Raw genomic sequence first — 16,313 nt, 5'->3', positions numbered from 1 at the left:
ACGGAGTAGTGGCTTAGATGTGTAATTAATTTTGCTTAGGTACTTAATAACCCAAGGTATTTCTGGTTGCGAGTAATTATTGTAGAGAAGGGAGAAGGGGAGAAGGGAGTGAGAAGTGGGAAGTGGGGAAGCTGTCTCATCACCCTATCACCCCAAAACCCTATCACCCTATCTCCTGACTCCTGACTCGGAGACTCCTGACTCCTGACCCCAGTAACAAACTTTTTCAGCAAACCCTATTTAATTTAACAACTCCCTGGGATCGGTGACTTCCCCTTTAATTGCTGCCGCTACCACCATCGCCGGACTCATCAACAAAGTACGACCGGAAGCGGAACCTTGACGACCTTTAAAGTTACGATTGGAGGAGGAGGCGCTGATCTGATCTCCCTGCAATTTATCGGGATTCATGGCTAAACACATGGAACAGCCCGCCTCGCGCCATTCAAAGCCCGATGCTAGGAAAATTTGGTCTAATCCTTCTGCTTCCGCTTGTTTTTTGACTCTTTCGGAACCGGGGACGATAAAAGCTTTCACATGGGGGGCAACACGATGACCTTGGGCAAATTTGGCCGCTTCGCGCAGATCACTGATCCGGCCGTTAGTACAGCTACCGACGAAGCAGACATCGATTTTTGTGCCTTTAATCGGGGCGCCGGGGGTGAGTTTCATGTATTGATAGGCTTCCTCTGCGATCGCTCTTTCACTTGCCGGTAAACTTTCGGGAGTGGGAATGACTTCGTTAACCCCGATTCCTTGGCCCGGAGTAATCCCCCAAGTAACTGTGGGTTCGATTTCACCGGCATCGAAGACCACCACATCGTCATAAACCGCATCGGCATCGCTTTTAATGCTTTCCCACCAATTAACCGCACTTTCCCAGTCTTTGGGCGCAAAATCACGACCTTTGAGGTAATCGTAGGTGATTTGATCGGGGTTGATATAACCACATCGGGCCCCACCTTCGATCGCCATGTTACAAATCGTCATCCTTTCTTCCATGGACATCCTTTCAATTGTACTACCAGCATACTCGTAGGCGTAACCAACACCGCCTTTAACGCCTAATTGACGGATAATATGGAGAATTACATCTTTAGCATAGACACCGGGGTTTAAATCGCCGTTTACCTCCACTCGACGCACTTTTAATTTCGATAGGGATAGGGTTTGGGTAGCAAGAACATCGCGCACTTGGGAAGTGCCGATGCCAAAAGCGATCGCCCCAAAAGCGCCGTGGGTGGAGGTGTGGGAATCACCGCAGGCGATCGTCATCCCGGGTTGGGTTAGACCCCGTTCGGGAGCGATCACATGAACTATGCCCTGATTGCCGGAACCGATGCCGTAGAAAGGAATATGATTGGTTTGAACATTAGTTTCGATCGCCCGGATCATTTCCTCGGCCAAATCGTCAAGGAAAGGACGCGCCTGATTTTCGGTGGGGACGATGTGATCGACGGTGGCAATAGTCCGTCCTGGAAATAATACTTTTAAACCCCTTTCTCTCAGCATCGAAAAAGCTTGCGGACTGGTGACTTCATGGACTAGATGCAGTCCGATGAATAATTGTGTCTGTCCACTGGGAAGAATCTTAACCGTGTGTGCGTCCCAGACTTTATCGAATAACGTTCTTGCGCTCATTGACCTTGGAATGATAGTCATCTCCCTGATTATATCAGCTAACCTGATCCAATAAATATTAATTTTTTCTTTTCTCTTGGTTAGTAGGGATAATAGGTAAATAGCTCTGTTTTTGCCAGAGATTAAAACCATCAGTTTTTGACTGAAATAAACGACTTTCGCTAATAACTATTTGAGTAATTCCTGCTGCTCCTTACCCCCCGATCCCTATAATTTTTAAATAGGATTTAGTCTAACATTCTCTAGGTTTGAATAACCCCTCAGTCCATAGCAAAAAAAAATTATTCTTTTCTTGTCACCGCTAAATTATGCTCGCTAACTTTCCTGTTCAGATAAATTTCTCCGAGAACAATTAATCCTAGAATCAGAGGTAAACTCAGCCATGATCCTAGTATTCCTAAGTAGTTAATACTAATAGCAATCAGGAGAGTTACCCCCATATAAATAATTGCTACTTGTGGATGAGACAAGCCAGATTTTTGTAATCTTTGATAAAGGTGACTGCGGTGAGCTTGGAAGATATTTTCCCTTTTTAATAATCGACAAATAAGGGTATAAATAGCATCACCAATCAGAGGTAAAGTGATAGTTAAAGCTGACCAAGCCTGACTTGGATTGCCCTGGTTATTAAGTAAAACCATAGCGACAATTGCCCCTAAACTGGTGCTACCCACATCACCCATAAAAATTTTTGCTGGCGACCAATTCCAGAGGAGAAAACCGCCTAAAGCTGCCACTAAAAGCCATAAAATTGGTTGCTGAAAATAGAGAGCGAGAAATCCTAATTGTACCGCCGTACAGCCAGCCACCAAGCCATCGAGACCATCCATAAAATTATAAAAATTAATGATCGCGGTCAGGCCGATAATTGTGAGAATAATAGCCAAAACTTTGCCGCCAAAACCCAAATCTGATAGCCACGATTGGGGAAAAGCACCGAAAAAAGTGACCGCAACACTAGCGGAGGATAACTGCACTAAATAGCGAATACTAGAGGGAATACCGCGACGATCATCGAGAAGACCGATAATAATTAAAGGAGTCAGGGACAACCACAGGGGAATGAGAGGTAGGGAAGGAGGAAGGAGAAAATAACTGAGGCCGCTGGTAAGAGCAAAAGCGACGACAAAACCGAGTCCACCCCCCCTAGGTGTGGGTTGACTATGGCTGCTACGCTCATTGGGAATATCTAACAATTGTTGGCTAAAACGTTGTTTAATCAGGGCAACCACCAGAAAACTAATCAGAAAACTGATAACTGACAGTAGGGATAATAACATAGGGATTTTCGCACTCAGATTAATTATCGATCCTACGTTGTTCGGTGACAAAAAGTGCAGATATTGCCATCGTGGTTTTAGTCAGTGTCAGCATCCCACTTCCAAAGCTAAGGCGCTCCGGGGTTTGGGGAATATGATCAGCAATTTTAGGTTCACCCTACTCTCGATCGCTTTTTACCTGACTGATGCGACGAACGTTTAAAATATCACTCATCAGCTTAATTTGAGTAACACAGCGTTCAAATTGTTGCAGGTCTTTTACTTCAATTTTCAGGGAAATTAAAGCGGGTTTGCCGAAATTAGTCTTAACTCCGGCATTGCGAACGTTAATATTTTGGTCACTTAAACGAGAGAGAATATCTTTTAAAACCCCGACGCGATCGATCACTTCAATCTGAATATTTACTGGATAAGTTTGATAACGTCCCTGGTCATCTATAGGGTTCCAACTAACAGGAATTAAGCGTTCAGCTTCGGCTTTTTCCACATTCGAGCAGCCCTGACGGTGAATAACAATGCCTTCCCCCGCATGGGCAACTATACCGGTAATATTTTCTCCGGGTAAAGGACAACAACAACCGGCCAAACGATAGACTAATCCCTCCACACCGGCGATCGGTGATTTACTAACGGGTAAAGCCCTTTGAACGGGAGAAGGTGGTAGAATCAATTGGGAATCAGTCAGGACATCGGGCGGATTTTTGACCGTTAAAATTTCCTGTTGATTTTTAACTGCTTCTTGCAGACGATTAACCACATTTTTTAGGGTAACTTCGCCGTAACCTAAGGCCGCCAATAAATCATCTACTGCCACATAATTGCACTGTTTAGCCACCGATTGCATTCGTTCCGATTTCAGCAGGGCATCGAAGCCAGTTTTACCCAATTCTTTCTCTAATAAATCACGACCTCGGCTAATATTTTCTTCTCGGCGCGATTTTTTGTACCATTGCCGGATGCGATTTCTGGCGCTAGGAGTAACGACAAAATTTAACCAATCTAAACTAGGGTGACTATGCTTGCTGGTGAGAATTTCCACCAGATCACCATTTTGCAAGGGAGCATCAAGAACTGACCATTTACCATTAATTCTTGCCCCTTTCATCTGATTACCTACTTCGCTATGAATATGATAGGCAAAATCTACCGGTGTCGCACCTTGGGCGAGGGCCACCACATCACCTTTGGGGGTGAAAACATAGATATCTTCTTCAAAGAAATTATTTTTCAGGCCATCCATGTATTCTTGGCCATCTTTAAGGTCTTTTTGCCAGTCGAGCAGATTACGCAGCCAAGCGAATTTTTCATCCGCAGCGGTTAAAGTTGTTTGACTAGAACCGGTTTCTTTATACTTCCAATGGGCTGCAATCCCGTATTCAGCAACATGGTGCATTTCTAGGGTGCGAATCTGCACTTCTAGGGGACGGGCATTTAAACCAACAACGGTGGTATGGAGGGATTGATAACGGTTAGCTTTTGGTAAACCGATATAGTCTTTAAAACGGTTAGGAATCGGAGTAAATTGGTCGTGAACTATGGCTAAACAACGATAACATTCCTCTTTGGTTTCGACGATAATGCGGACGGCGGCAATATCATAAATCTGCTCGAATTCTTTGCCCTGATTGTGCATTTTATGATAGATGCCGTAGAGATGTTTGGGGCGACCCTGTAAATCAAGAACTTTTATGCCAATTTCTTGCAATTTTTCCCGCAATGTGTTAGTAACGGTTTCGATGCGGGCCTCTCGATCGATGCGTTTTTCCGATACCAATAACTGTACGGTGCGATAAGCATCGGGTTCGAGGTATTTAAAGCATAAATCTTCTAATTCCCATTTAAATCTGCCAATCCCTAAACGGTTAGCCAGGGGAGCAAAGATTTCTCTAGTTTCGAGGGCGATGCGTTGCTGTTGTTGCGGGGTGAGGTGTTCGAGGGTTTGCATATTGTGCAGGCGATCGGCTAATTTTACCACGATGACGCGGATATCTTGAGCCATCGCCAGGAACATTCGGCGAAAATTCTCCGCTTGCCGTTCAGTTTTGCTAGAAAAGTTGAATTTGGAGAGTTTTGTCACCGCTTCCACCAAATTACGCACCTCAACACCGAATCTATCCTCGATTTCTTCGGGGGTGACTTCCGTATCTTCCACCACATCGTGAAGGAATCCCGCCGCGATCATTGCCCCATCACCCCCCAGATCCCGCAGTAATCCCGCTACAGCTATGGGATGGGCGATATAGGGTTCCCCAGATTTGCGATACTGGCCCTCGTGGAGTTTGTGGGCGAAATTAAAAGCCCTAGAGATTAAATCGATATCGGGATTCTGGGGGTCGTTTTCGTAGGTAATCAGGCATTCTTTCAGCCAATCGGGTAAAACTAACGCTTTTTTCGGTTCCGTGTCCCGGGGAAGGGCGGTGAGGATTTCCGGTTGGGTGGCAGTGATGGCGTTCATGGTTAGATCGGGGGGATAATAGGGCTGAAGGAGACGGATAACTAGAAAATTATTAGGCCGAAGGGATGCCAGATTGCTTAACTCTCTAACACTGGAATCGGATCGATCGGCGAAAAGGGCGGGATTCTTTTAAGTTTTTGTCTCTGCTCGGGAAGAGGACTTGCAACCGTGACGGCAAATCGTTAATCTTATGTAACAAATTCTAACGCGCTTTGTATTGGATGCTACCGACAAATTACCATCAAGCCTACAAATCTTTGTTAAGAAAACTGGAGGATTTCAGTCTTGCCCTTCTGGATGGGGATGCTTCCACGGGGTTACAATCTTTTCAAGCTTTACAAACCTGTCTAGAAGGGGAGATATTGTCACTAAATGATGACAATTTCAGCCCAAAGGTGGCTAATCGTTGGCGCGCGCTCCAGACGGAACTATATCGATCATGGCGATTGCTGGAGACGGATTGGTTATTTTTGGCCTCGGCGCGGCAAGGACGGGAGAAACGTTTACAGATAATTAGCGAGCGAGTGGCGACTTTAAAGGGGTATTGTCGGGTTTTGTTAGGGGAAGTTGTCGATTAGCAATTAAATGCTCGATCGCCGTTTGTGTGGCATACTTGACCCTAAGTCATAACTTTTATCGTTACCGATCGCGTCATGTTGGAAATTAAAGACCTAAAAATTGCCTACCCGACCGAATTAAGTTCTCCCTCTTGGGCGATCGATGGGGTATCTTTTAGTATAGGCAAAGGGGAAACTCTGGGATTAGTGGGTGAATCTGGTTGTGGAAAATCGACCATCGGTAAGGCTATTTTAAGGTTATTACCCAATCGCACTCACGTGGAAGGTGAGATTACCTTTGAAGGGCGATCGCTTTTATCTTTATCTAGCAAACAGTTAGAAAAGTTTCGCGGGGAAGCGGTGGGATTAGTGTTTCAAGATCCGATGACGCGACTGGATCCGCTGATGACTATTGGCGATCATTGTGTGGAAACTTTGCAAGCTCATCGTCCGCTGATGACTATTGGCGATCATTGTGTGGAAACTTTGCAAGCTCATCGAGGGAATTTAACCTATCGTCAAGCTAAAAGTGAAGCTTGTAAGTACCTAGAAAAAGTGAAAATTCCCGCTAATCGTTGGTCCCAATATCCTCACGAATTTAGCGGGGGAATGCGGCAAAGAGTGGCCATTGCTTTAGCTTTATTATTAAACCCTAAGTTAATTATTGCCGATGAACCCACCACAAGTTTAGATGTGACGGTTTCGGCGGAAATTCTGCGGGAATTAAAGCGTTTATGTAGCGAGGAACAGATGGGATTATTGTTAATTTCCCATGATTTAGCGATGGTGGGAGAATATTGCGATCAATTAGCGGTGATGCAGGGGGGCAAAATTGTCGAATCGGGAGCGGTAAAAACAGTTTTTAAAGCGCCTCAACATCCCTACACTCGTTCTCTTTTGGCCGCCGCTTTACACCTACAGCTACGGGAGGAAAAATCCACAGCAATTCAAGGCAAAGAAACGGTGTTAAAGGTGGATAATTTAAAACAGTATTATACCCTAGAAGGTAACTTTTTAGATAGTTTTTTCAAGAAAGAAAAGAAATTTATTAAAGCGGTGGATGAAGTCAATTTTGAACTGTATCGAGGGGAAATATTCGGTTTAGTTGGGGAGTCGGGGTGTGGGAAAAGTACCCTATCGCGAACCCTATTACAGTTAATTAAACCCACCGGGGGAAAAGTGGAATTTTTAGGAGAAGATTTAACCCCTTTGTCGGCGGAAAAAATGCGTCCAAAACGGCGCTTAATGCAGATGATTTTTCAGGATCCCCTCGCTTGTCTCAATCCTTTAATGACGGTGGGAGAAAGTATCGCCGATCCGCTTTTTATCCATCAAAAAGTTAATCTAGAAACGGCTAAAAAACAGGTTTTAACAATGTTAGATCGAGTCGGTTTGACACCGGTAGAGGAATTTTATCGACGCTATCCTAGAGAGTTATCGGGAGGACAACAGCAAAGGGTAGCCATTGCTCGCGCTTTAATTACTCGTCCAGAATTAGTTATTTGTGATGAACCGGTTAGTATGCTCGATGCTAGTGTTCAGACACAGGTTTTAGAGTTAATGTTAGAGTTACAAAAGTTATTTAATCTCACTTATTTATTTATAACTCATGATCTTTGGTTAGCGAGATTCCTCTGCGATCGAATTGCGGTGATGACTGCGGGTAAAATTGTTGAAATGGGTGACACTGAACAGATTTTTAGCCATCCCCAACACCCCTACACTCAAAAATTAATCGCCGCAGCCCCGAGAATTTATCCCGACAGCAACTAAAATCGCTCTAGGGGTTTATAATTGTTATTGTCTAGATATGGTTAGGAAAAACAAAATGGCCAGACAACTTCAGATAAGTCTCCCTGAAGATACCATGCAACTTCTCGATCGATGGTTGGCAAGTAGTGATTATCCTGAAAAAGAATATAATAATTTAATTCATGAAGCGATTAAATTATATATTATGGAACAACAGAGAAACTACCTCAAGCAACAATTAAAGGAAGGAGCTATTGTTAGAGCAGAAAGAGATTTAAATTTAGCACAAGATTGGTTTTCTCTAGAGGAAGAACTATGGTAGTAATGATTATTTTTAAAGTTAAAAAACTGCTCAAAAAATTTGTCTTTAGTCTCCAAGAAGAAGGATGGAAACCAGCAATCAAAAAGACGAAACGAAAAATTATTAAAATTCTCACAGGAAAGAGTTCCTCTGAATTTGAAGAACAGGTGATCGAAAGTGCTAAATTAGCTGAACCCCGACCCCTAGAAATTGCCAGTAGTGATGATCCTTTAGTCTCGATTATTATTCCTGCTTATAACCAATTTGCCTACACCTTTAACTGTCTGGAATCCTTGAGTGTTAACCTAGGTTCTGATTTAGCTTATGAAATAATCATTGTTAATGATGCTTCCAGCGATGAAACCTTAGAACAATTAGCAACTTTAGTTAAAGGAATTAAAGTATTAACTAATACAGAAAACTCTGGTTTTATTCGTTCCTGTAATTATGGGGCTAGTCAAGCAAAAGGTCAATACCTATATTTTCTCAATAACGATACTAGAATTCTAGAAAATTGTCTAGAAAGTTTAGTGAAATTAATTATCAATAATCCCCAAGTTGGTGCGGTGGGTTCTAAGTTAATTTATGCTAATGGTAAACAACAAGAAGCGGGGGGAATTATCTGGAATTCTGCCGATGGTTGGAATTATGGACGCTTAGATAGTCCCGAGGAACCGGAATATAATTATGTCCGTCCCGTGGACTATTGTTCGGGAGCAAGTTTATTAGTTCCTACAGATTTATTTAAGCAATTAGGTGGTTTTTGTCAAGACTTTATCCCCGCGTATTACGAAGATACAGACTTATGTTTTGCCATCCGAGAATTGGGTTATCAAGTCCTCTATCAACCCCAATCTAACGTCATTCACTACGAAGGAATCACTTCGGGAACAGACCTTTCCAGCGGGATCAAACAATATCAAGTTATTAATCAAACCAAGTTTCGAGAAAAATGGTCAAAGGTATTAACCAAACACCTAGATAACGATGCTAATAATGTACCCAAAGCTGCCCGACGTTTACAAGGAAAACCGACAATTTTAGTCATTGATTCCTACGTTCCACTATACGATCGAGAATCCGGCTGTGTGCGTTTATTAAATATTCTTAAGCTACTGCTCAATTTAGGCTATTCAGTCATTTTCTTTCCCGATAATGGCTATCCTGAACAACCCTATACTTCCGTCCTGCAACAAATGGGAATTGAAGTTATTTATGGCACAGCGCAAAGATATAATCTAGAAGAAAAATTAATCAAATATTTACCTCTGATAGATGGAGTTTGGTTGTGTCGTCCCGAATTGTGTGATAAGTATATGGATTTAATTCGCTTAAAAACAAAAGCACCAATTATTTATGATACAATTGACCTGCATTTTCTACGTTTAAAACGACAAAAAGACTATCTCGATCCCAGTTACCAAAATACTAGCTGGAGTTGGCAAACCTATCAGAAATTAGAGTTAAACTATGCTAATCAAGCGGAAGCAACCGTAGTAGTAACCGAAGACGAAAAGCAGGTATTATCCTCTTTAGGAGTAAAAAATGTTTGGGTAATCCCCAATATCCATGAAGAAATTTCCCTGTCAGAAAAAGTTGCCTTTGACCAGCGAGCCGGTTTAGTATTTATTGGTAGCTACAATCACCCTCCTAATATTGATGCAGTTAAGTGGTTATGTTTAGAAATTATGCCCTTAGTTTGGGCATCCCGTCCCGATATTACCGTTAATTTATTGGGAAGTAACCTCAAGGATGAAGTGAAAGAATTAGCCAATGATCAAGTGATTGTTACCGGTTATGTTCCCGAAGTAGAACCCTATTTCCAAAAGAGTCGCGTTTTTGTTGCCCCCCTGCGATTTGGTGCGGGAATGAAGGGTAAAATTGGTCAAAGTCTTTCCCTAGGATTACCCACTATTACCACAAAAATTGGTGCCGAAGGTATGGGATTAATTGACCACCAAGATGTTTTAATTGCCGATACTGCCGAGGAATTTGCCCAAGCGGTGATCGAACTCTATGATCATAGGGAATTGTGGCAAAAACTCGCTGATAATTCCCTAGAAACTATTAAGAGATACCAACCCGCTACCGTGCAAACTAACCTACAAGCTTTGTTATCAAATCTAGGAATTGTTGCCAAGGATAGTTAACAAGAAAAAAGCTCATTTCCACCACAGGTCTATTCTATGTCACCGCAACCAAATAAACTCTAGAATCCGCAATTTTGCAGAATTAAAAACCTATTGAGAGGCATTACTGATTTGATAAACGCCAACTTTTTCTAGAAGGAATTACTGACTATAATGCCATAGGTTGCCTCGAAAAAGTTGACAAGACAATCTAACAAACTTGGCAATTAATGCCCGTTTATTTCTGACTAACGACTGAATTATCATTTTTCCCTTTCCCCTTTTTCCTTGAAAAAATATGCCAACTTATCCTGATATCTCCAGTCAAGCGTTTAAACATCCCCTAGATCAGCAAGCTGAACAGGCCTTAAGATCAGTTCCGGGGTTTGACTTATTAGCGAAAAGTTTTTCCGAATATCTCTATGAACGTCCCCAGCAAATTTTATTAATGGGCAATGATCTAAAAGTCGGCCCGCGTCAATACGCCACTTTATACGGTATATATCGCCAATGTCTGCGGGATTTAGATATGTCCCCAGAACCGAATCTTTATGTCAGTCAAAACCCTTCAGCGAATGCCTATTCTTTAGGTTCGGAACATCCCTACATTGTCTTTAATACTGCCCTTTTAGACCTATTAGATGAAGAAGAAATTAGGGTAATTCTTGCCCACGAATTAGGTCATTTAAAATGCGATCATAGTATTTTAATTCAAATGTCTTTTTGGGTGATGGGGGCGGCTAATTTCCTTGGGGGCATCACATTAGGACTAGGAAAAGCCATTACTACCGGTCTAGTTTATGCCTTTTATGAATGGCGAAGAAAAGCAGAATTATCAGCAGACAGAGCCGCTTTATTAGTTAGCGATGATTTAAATTTAGTCCTGAGAACTTTAATGAAATGTGCAGGAGGAAGTCAAAAATATCTGCATGAATGCAACTTAGAAGAATTTATTCGCCAAGGGGAAGCCTACCGACAATTAGACCAAGATAACTTAAACCAGATTTATAAATTTCTCATTTATAATGGCGGTAATGGTTCCTTTTTAACCCATCCTTTTTCCGTAGAAAGAGTGCATTATCTACAGCAATGGTTTAACTCGGAATCCTATCGTCAAATTCGCCGGGGAAACTATGCCAAAACAGGGGTTAAAAGCTCAATTAATGTTGATGCTAATGATAGCGAAAGCGAAAGATTGAGGCGACAAATAGCAGAACTACAAGCAGAAATTGAACGGGCAAAAAGACAAAGAAACCCCGAATAATGGTTCTTCGGTTTGTCTTATGCAACTTACAGGGTTATAAGGAATGAAACTCTCATAGAGAAAGACATTTGGCGATTTTTGTTAATTGTTTTCGATCTAGAGCGAACTAATCAATCAAATCTCTTACCAGATAAGGATTTAGTCGATTTATGCCACCCTATTGAACCATACCAAGTAACGAAGAACCCGAATAATCTATACGAAGGCAGGAGGCACTCATGCACTCATGCACTCATGCACTCATGCAAAAGGCAGCTTTGTTCTCCCCACACCCCACACCCCACACCCTTTACTGATCACTGAAAATGCGCTCGTCTGTGTTTTGCCGATTTGGTGAGTACAATAGAGGTATCGGGAACCGAGAATGGCAATTCTCCCTACGATTATCCATACACACTTACCCCAACTCTCTCTTTTTTGTTCTACTGCCCATGCTCCAAGATACCCAATCTATTCGTTACTATCAAAGACTAACCGATGACATGGTGGATCTTTGGCACCGTGGCTCGCGTTTTGATGAGATACGGCTATATGTAGAAGGCTATTTAGCCTGTTTACGCCATTCTAATTCCATAGAACCCTATCTAATTCATCGTCTCGAAGAAGAAGTTTTTCGCTTTCTGCGAGATCCTTCTAATTTTGAATATCTCTCCCCCCAAACCCAAACCCAAACTGAGGCAGATTATGGCTATTATTAACCTTTACTCTTGCCTCATCTCCACAAGCAATTTAAATGCGCGGACAGCTGATCAGGACAATTGGGGATTTTTACGAGAGATTTACTGAGCTTGACAGGAACGAGATGCGGTCATCTGTAGAACAATAGTATCGATCGCTTTCACCAGGGCCTGTCCAGAAACCCGTTGATTATTAACGATAATGCTAAATAACATCGGTTCTTGGTTGGGGTTTTCTAGATAACCCGATAGGGCCCGCACACCGGTAAGAGTACCAGTTTTAGCGTAAACTGTGCCAGTAGCGGCCGTCTGACGCATTCGGTTTCTCAGGGTGCCACTAATTCCCGCAACTGGTAAGGAAGCATAGAAAGTGTCTCGATTAGGAGAATAATACATCACCCGCAAAATTTCCACGATCGAGCGGGGAGTAGCGGTATTACGGCGGGATAATCCCGAACCATCGGCTAGACGAAAACCACTGGGATTGATGCCCAATTGTGCCAAGATGGCAGTAACACTTTTAGAACCGCCGATAAAGCGAAAAAGAGTGTCAGCGTAGAAATTATTACTTCTCTGATTAGTGATATTAACCCAATCGCGCAGGGATTTTTTTTGAATTGTCGTCTCTGGGTTCATCACTTGTAAAGCGGCAGCCGTGGTAAATAACTTTGTATTAGAAGCAGGGATAAAATAGCGATCGGCGTTATGACTATAAATAACTGTTTGGCGATCGATAGATTCGATTAATATACCCCACTGATTGGGAGCTTGACTGATAATTTTCTCGATATTTGCCCCAATCAATTGAGTACAGGTATTATCGATGTTATTGTTTTCTGGAGGGGGAACGTATAATTCTATGGATTCGTTCGACGAGGAAGGATAGGGATAAACAGACAGATTAACTTGAGCGATGCTAGGGTAGGCCAAAGCGATAGTGGCTACACTGGCCACTGTCAGCGAATTGAGGCTATTGAGGAGTTGTTTCATGCTGTGTTTGTGTAAGAGTCTGGTTTCCTTAAGCGTTCGCACTATTGTACCAGTTGCTGCTCAAGTGTCAAAGTTACCTGTCTAACAGATTTTAGCGGCTAATGCACACCAATGCCAGAGAAGAAAGCTGGCAATAGCCTGGAACTGCACTGATACCCCTTCTCAAGACCAGTTGGAATTTTTCTGGGTTCCAAAATCGTGCTATTTTGATACCGTTGACATTGCTGCTGACAATTTGGGGATAATAAAAGCAAAGTGTAGGAAAAGGGATATCAGACCCATGTATTCTGTCTCAGATGATTCCAAAACAATGACGAATACCAGCCGTCAAACTGTGCTAGAGACGTTAAACTTACAAAAAACTTATCGGACGGGATTCTGGTTAGATAAAAAAATCGAATCCTTGAAAAACTGTACTTTAATTGTCCATGAGGGCGAAACTTTTGGATTATTAGGCCCGAACGGGGCCGGCAAAACCACGCTCTTAAAAACCCTTTTGGGGATTGTCCGACCCACTTCTGGACGGGCCTTGATTCTCGGTCAGCCAATTGGCGATCGCTCGGTCAGGCAACGCATCGGCTATCTTCCCGAAAATGCCTACTACTACGACTATCTCACCGGCTGGGAATTCCTACAATTAATCGGCGGCATTTTTCAAATTCCCTCTTCTGTGCAAAAAAAACGCATTCCTGAATTATTGGATTTAGTGGGATTAGACCGCAAAACTGCCCAGAAAAAGCAATTGCGTCAATATTCTAAGGGGATGATGCAACGGATTGGTATAGCCCAAGCATTAATCAATGATCCAGAATTAGTCTTTCTCGATGAACCGATGTCGGGACTGGATCCTATCGGTCGCTATCAGGTGCGAGAAATTATTCAATCCCTCAAACAACGGGGGAAAACTATCTTTTTTAACTCTCATATTCTCTCCGATGTGGAACAAATTTGCGATCGCATTGCCCTGTTGGCCCGGGGAGAATTACTCTGTGTTGGTTCCCTCGAGCAAATTCTCGGTCGTGCTGATGTCTATCAGGTGATTGTTCAAGGTGGTAGGGAGGATCAACTACAGCAATGGCTCCTCGGTTTGCATTGGCGCGATCATTGTTGGCACGGACAATTACAGGGAGAACCCGCTGCTTTTCTGGCTGCCCTGCCTAGTATCGATGCTCGCTTGATTAGTCTTAATTTAGCTCGTGCTTCCCTAGAAGAATTTTTTATCGACCAATTACGTCAGCGCGGTATTACCTCTAGTCAATAAGCACTCTCATACCAAATCCGTTTTTAGTAATATGATTAACTTCCAATCCCACTGTAAAAACCCGGTTATGGATTGTTTCTCGCCGCTCCGGCCCTCCGCTCCTCCCCTATACCTTTTAAACAGGATTTAGTATCAGAGGGGGGTAAGGATTGATGATATTCAATCCCCCCGGCTACGATTGAATCATCTTAATCTGTAAGGGAAGTTGCCAAAAAGGAGACGAGCGTGCGACGGGGAAGACATAAAATTTTTATCGGCATGGCCCCGGGGGTCGGGAAAACTTACAAAATGCTGGAGGAGGGGCATAGCCTCAGAAAGCAGGGAACCGACGTGGTGATCGGACTTCTTGAAACCCACGACAGGAAAGAGACCGCCGAAAAAGCCGAGGGACTGGAAATCGTACCGAGAAAAATCCTAGAGAAAGAGGGATTCACTCTCTCGGAAATGGATACGGAAGCGATTATCGCCCGCTCGCCGCAGCTGTGTCTGATCGATGAATTAGCCCACACGAACGCGCCTGGTTCGGAGCGAGAGAAACGCTTTCAGGACGTGGAGATAATTTTATCCCGGGGAATCGATGTTTACTCTACAGTGAATATCCAGCATATCGAGAGTTTAAACGATCTGGTCGCCCGAATCACCGGGGTGGTGGTTCGGGAGAGAATACCCGATCGAATTTTGGAGGAAGCTGATGAAGTGATCGTGGTAGATGTTACTCCCGAAACCCTAGAGGAAAGATTATTAGCGGGAAAAATCTACGCTCCCGAAAAGATCCAACAATCTTTAAATAATTTCTTTCAACGGCGCAATTTAATCGCCCTACGGGAACTCGCCCTGCGCGAAGTGGCCGATACGGTAGAAGAAGAAGCGAGTAATTCGACCAAATTCATCGGTCAATCCTGTCCCGTTCACGAACGGGTATTAGTCTGTATTTCCACCTATCCAAACTCTTTACGATTATTACGTCGGGGAGCGCGGATAGCGGGGTATATGAACGCGGAATTTTTCGTGATTTTCGTCGATAACCCCGATCGCTTTCTCACCAAAGAGGAGGCTTTACATATCGAAACCTGCGAACGTTTATGTCGGGAATTCGAGGGGAAATTCTTACGGGTTAAAAGCTATCAGGTGGCGGCAGCGATCGCCGAAGTGGCCGAGCGCGAACGAATCACCCAGATTGTGATCGGGGAGAGCCTTCAATCGCGCTGGAAGCATTTAATCAAAGGTTCTTTCACCCAAAAACTCATTCGCCTGATCTGGCAGAAAAATATCGATCTTCACATCATCGCCACCGAACCAAAAGTACCGATTAAAAACGCGCGGGCCAAGGGGGTGAAAAGATAACCACCTTTCTCCCACTCCCCCACTTCCATCTCCCCAATTCATAATTCATAATTCATAATTCATAATTCCCACTCCCCACTCCCCCACTTCCCACTTCCCACTTCCCCTCTCAAATCAGCAACGCCTTGGCTTCTCTGGGATGATATTCTAGGAGTTAATCTTTAATGTAAATCCGTTGTCACTTAAGGGAGTTAACTCATGCAAGTAAATAATCTCGGCTTTATCGCTAGTATCCTATTCGTCCTAGTCCCCACCGTTTTCCTCTTGATTCTGTTTATCCAAACCAGACAGGAAACCGAGGGTTAAATTCCTTCCCTATCCCTATTCTTCCTAAAAACCCCGGTGATTTCTTGAAGTCATGCGGGGTTTTTTCGCTTGAATTAGGAGAAAATGCTAGTTTCGTCACCTGATCCAAAATAGCCTATAGTTAGGGTTGGCTGAAAAAGTTTGTTGGTGGGGTTAGGAGTCGGTCGTCGGTCGTCAGTAGCCGGTCGTTTCAGGCTTTGTTGCCCTCTTTTTTTGTACCAGTTTATGTACTAAAAGAAGGATAATGCCAGGTTTTTGAAGGTCTTAATCCTATTTTCGCAGCATGAACATCGGATTTTAACAGGTCAAAAGCCTTATTTTAAAAGGGTTTTACCATTATTCAGCAAACCCTACTT

Annotated in this window: 13 protein-coding genes; 9 read left to right on the top strand and 4 right to left on the bottom strand. The window is 43.2% G+C overall.

The window, feature by feature from the left end:
* Positions 1-240 precede the first annotated feature (240 nt).
* The 3 genes from leuC to IM477_RS18835 form a co-directional block, all read right to left on the bottom strand.
* Positions 241-1,641 carry a 3-isopropylmalate dehydratase large subunit gene (gene leuC, locus IM477_RS18845; RefSeq protein WP_287733039.1) on the bottom strand — a complete coding sequence of 467 codons (1,401 nt, stop codon included), beginning with the start codon at positions 1,639-1,641 and terminating at the stop codon, positions 241-243.
* A 281-nt stretch (positions 1,642-1,922) separates the two neighbouring features.
* Positions 1,923-2,921, bottom strand: coding sequence for an MraY family glycosyltransferase (locus tag IM477_RS18840; protein ID WP_287733038.1), 999 nt, complete (start codon positions 2,919-2,921; stop codon positions 1,923-1,925).
* A gap of 157 nt (positions 2,922-3,078) precedes the next feature.
* Positions 3,079-5,376 (bottom strand): RelA/SpoT family protein, encoded by a 2,298-nt coding sequence (locus IM477_RS18835; RefSeq protein ID WP_287733037.1) that lies wholly within the window; start codon positions 5,374-5,376, stop codon positions 3,079-3,081.
* A 221-nt stretch (positions 5,377-5,597) separates the two neighbouring features.
* Here IM477_RS18835 and patD point away from each other — a divergent pair, with 221 nt between their 5' ends.
* The 6 genes from patD (at position 5,598) to IM477_RS18805 (ending at position 12,077) form a co-directional block, all read left to right on the top strand.
* Positions 5,598-5,954 (top strand): heterocyst frequency control protein PatD, encoded by a 357-nt coding sequence (gene patD / locus IM477_RS18830; protein WP_287733036.1) that lies wholly within the window; start codon positions 5,598-5,600, stop codon positions 5,952-5,954.
* Between the two features lie 75 nt (positions 5,955-6,029).
* On the top strand, positions 6,030-7,706 hold the full coding sequence (locus tag IM477_RS18825) for a dipeptide ABC transporter ATP-binding protein (protein ID WP_287733035.1): 1,677 nt from the start codon (positions 6,030-6,032) through the stop codon (positions 7,704-7,706).
* A gap of 55 nt (positions 7,707-7,761) precedes the next feature.
* Positions 7,762-8,007: a hypothetical protein gene (locus IM477_RS18820; RefSeq protein WP_287733034.1), complete on the top strand. Its 246-nt coding sequence runs from the start codon at positions 7,762-7,764 to the stop codon at positions 8,005-8,007.
* On the top strand, positions 8,001-10,136 hold the full coding sequence (locus IM477_RS18815; RefSeq protein WP_287733033.1) for a glycosyltransferase: 2,136 nt from the start codon (positions 8,001-8,003) through the stop codon (positions 10,134-10,136). Before IM477_RS18820 ends, IM477_RS18815 begins: the two co-directional genes overlap by 7 nt.
* Before the next feature lie 277 nt (positions 10,137-10,413).
* A complete protein-coding gene (locus IM477_RS18810; RefSeq protein WP_287733032.1) occupies positions 10,414-11,379 on the top strand; it encodes a M48 family metallopeptidase in 966 nt (321 codons plus the stop codon).
* A 431-nt stretch (positions 11,380-11,810) separates the two neighbouring features.
* Positions 11,811-12,077, top strand: a complete 267-nt coding sequence (locus tag IM477_RS18805; RefSeq protein WP_287733031.1) for a DUF6761 family protein — start codon at positions 11,811-11,813, stop codon at positions 12,075-12,077.
* Positions 12,078-12,158: 81 nt separating this feature from the next.
* On the opposite strand, the gene dacB is transcribed toward IM477_RS18805, so the two are convergent.
* Complete coding sequence (gene dacB, locus IM477_RS18800) at positions 12,159-13,046, bottom strand: D-alanyl-D-alanine carboxypeptidase/D-alanyl-D-alanine endopeptidase (protein ID WP_287733030.1); 888 nt, start codon at positions 13,044-13,046, stop codon at positions 12,159-12,161.
* A gap of 280 nt (positions 13,047-13,326) precedes the next feature.
* Here dacB and IM477_RS18795 point away from each other — a divergent pair, with 280 nt between their 5' ends.
* The 3 genes from IM477_RS18795 (at position 13,327) to psbM (ending at position 15,957) form a co-directional block, all read left to right on the top strand.
* Positions 13,327-14,307, top strand: coding sequence for an ABC transporter ATP-binding protein (locus tag IM477_RS18795; protein WP_287674597.1), 981 nt, complete (start codon positions 13,327-13,329; stop codon positions 14,305-14,307).
* 225 nt (positions 14,308-14,532) lie between these two features.
* The gene (locus IM477_RS18790; protein WP_287733029.1) at positions 14,533-15,651 is read left to right on the top strand and encodes a universal stress protein; all 1,119 of its coding nucleotides are present in this window, start codon (positions 14,533-14,535) and stop codon (positions 15,649-15,651) included.
* Between the two features lie 198 nt (positions 15,652-15,849).
* Positions 15,850-15,957, top strand: coding sequence for a photosystem II reaction center protein PsbM (gene psbM / locus IM477_RS18785; protein WP_012267682.1), 108 nt, complete (start codon positions 15,850-15,852; stop codon positions 15,955-15,957).
* Positions 15,958-16,313 lie beyond the last annotated feature (356 nt).

Source organism: Microcystis sp. M090S1 (genome assembly GCF_020246295.1).
GTDB classification, from domain to species: domain Bacteria; phylum Cyanobacteriota; class Cyanobacteriia; order Cyanobacteriales; family Microcystaceae; genus Microcystis; species Microcystis aeruginosa.
Note: the sequence above shows the minus strand (reverse complement) of the source record. Positions and strands in the feature narration are given on the sequence as shown.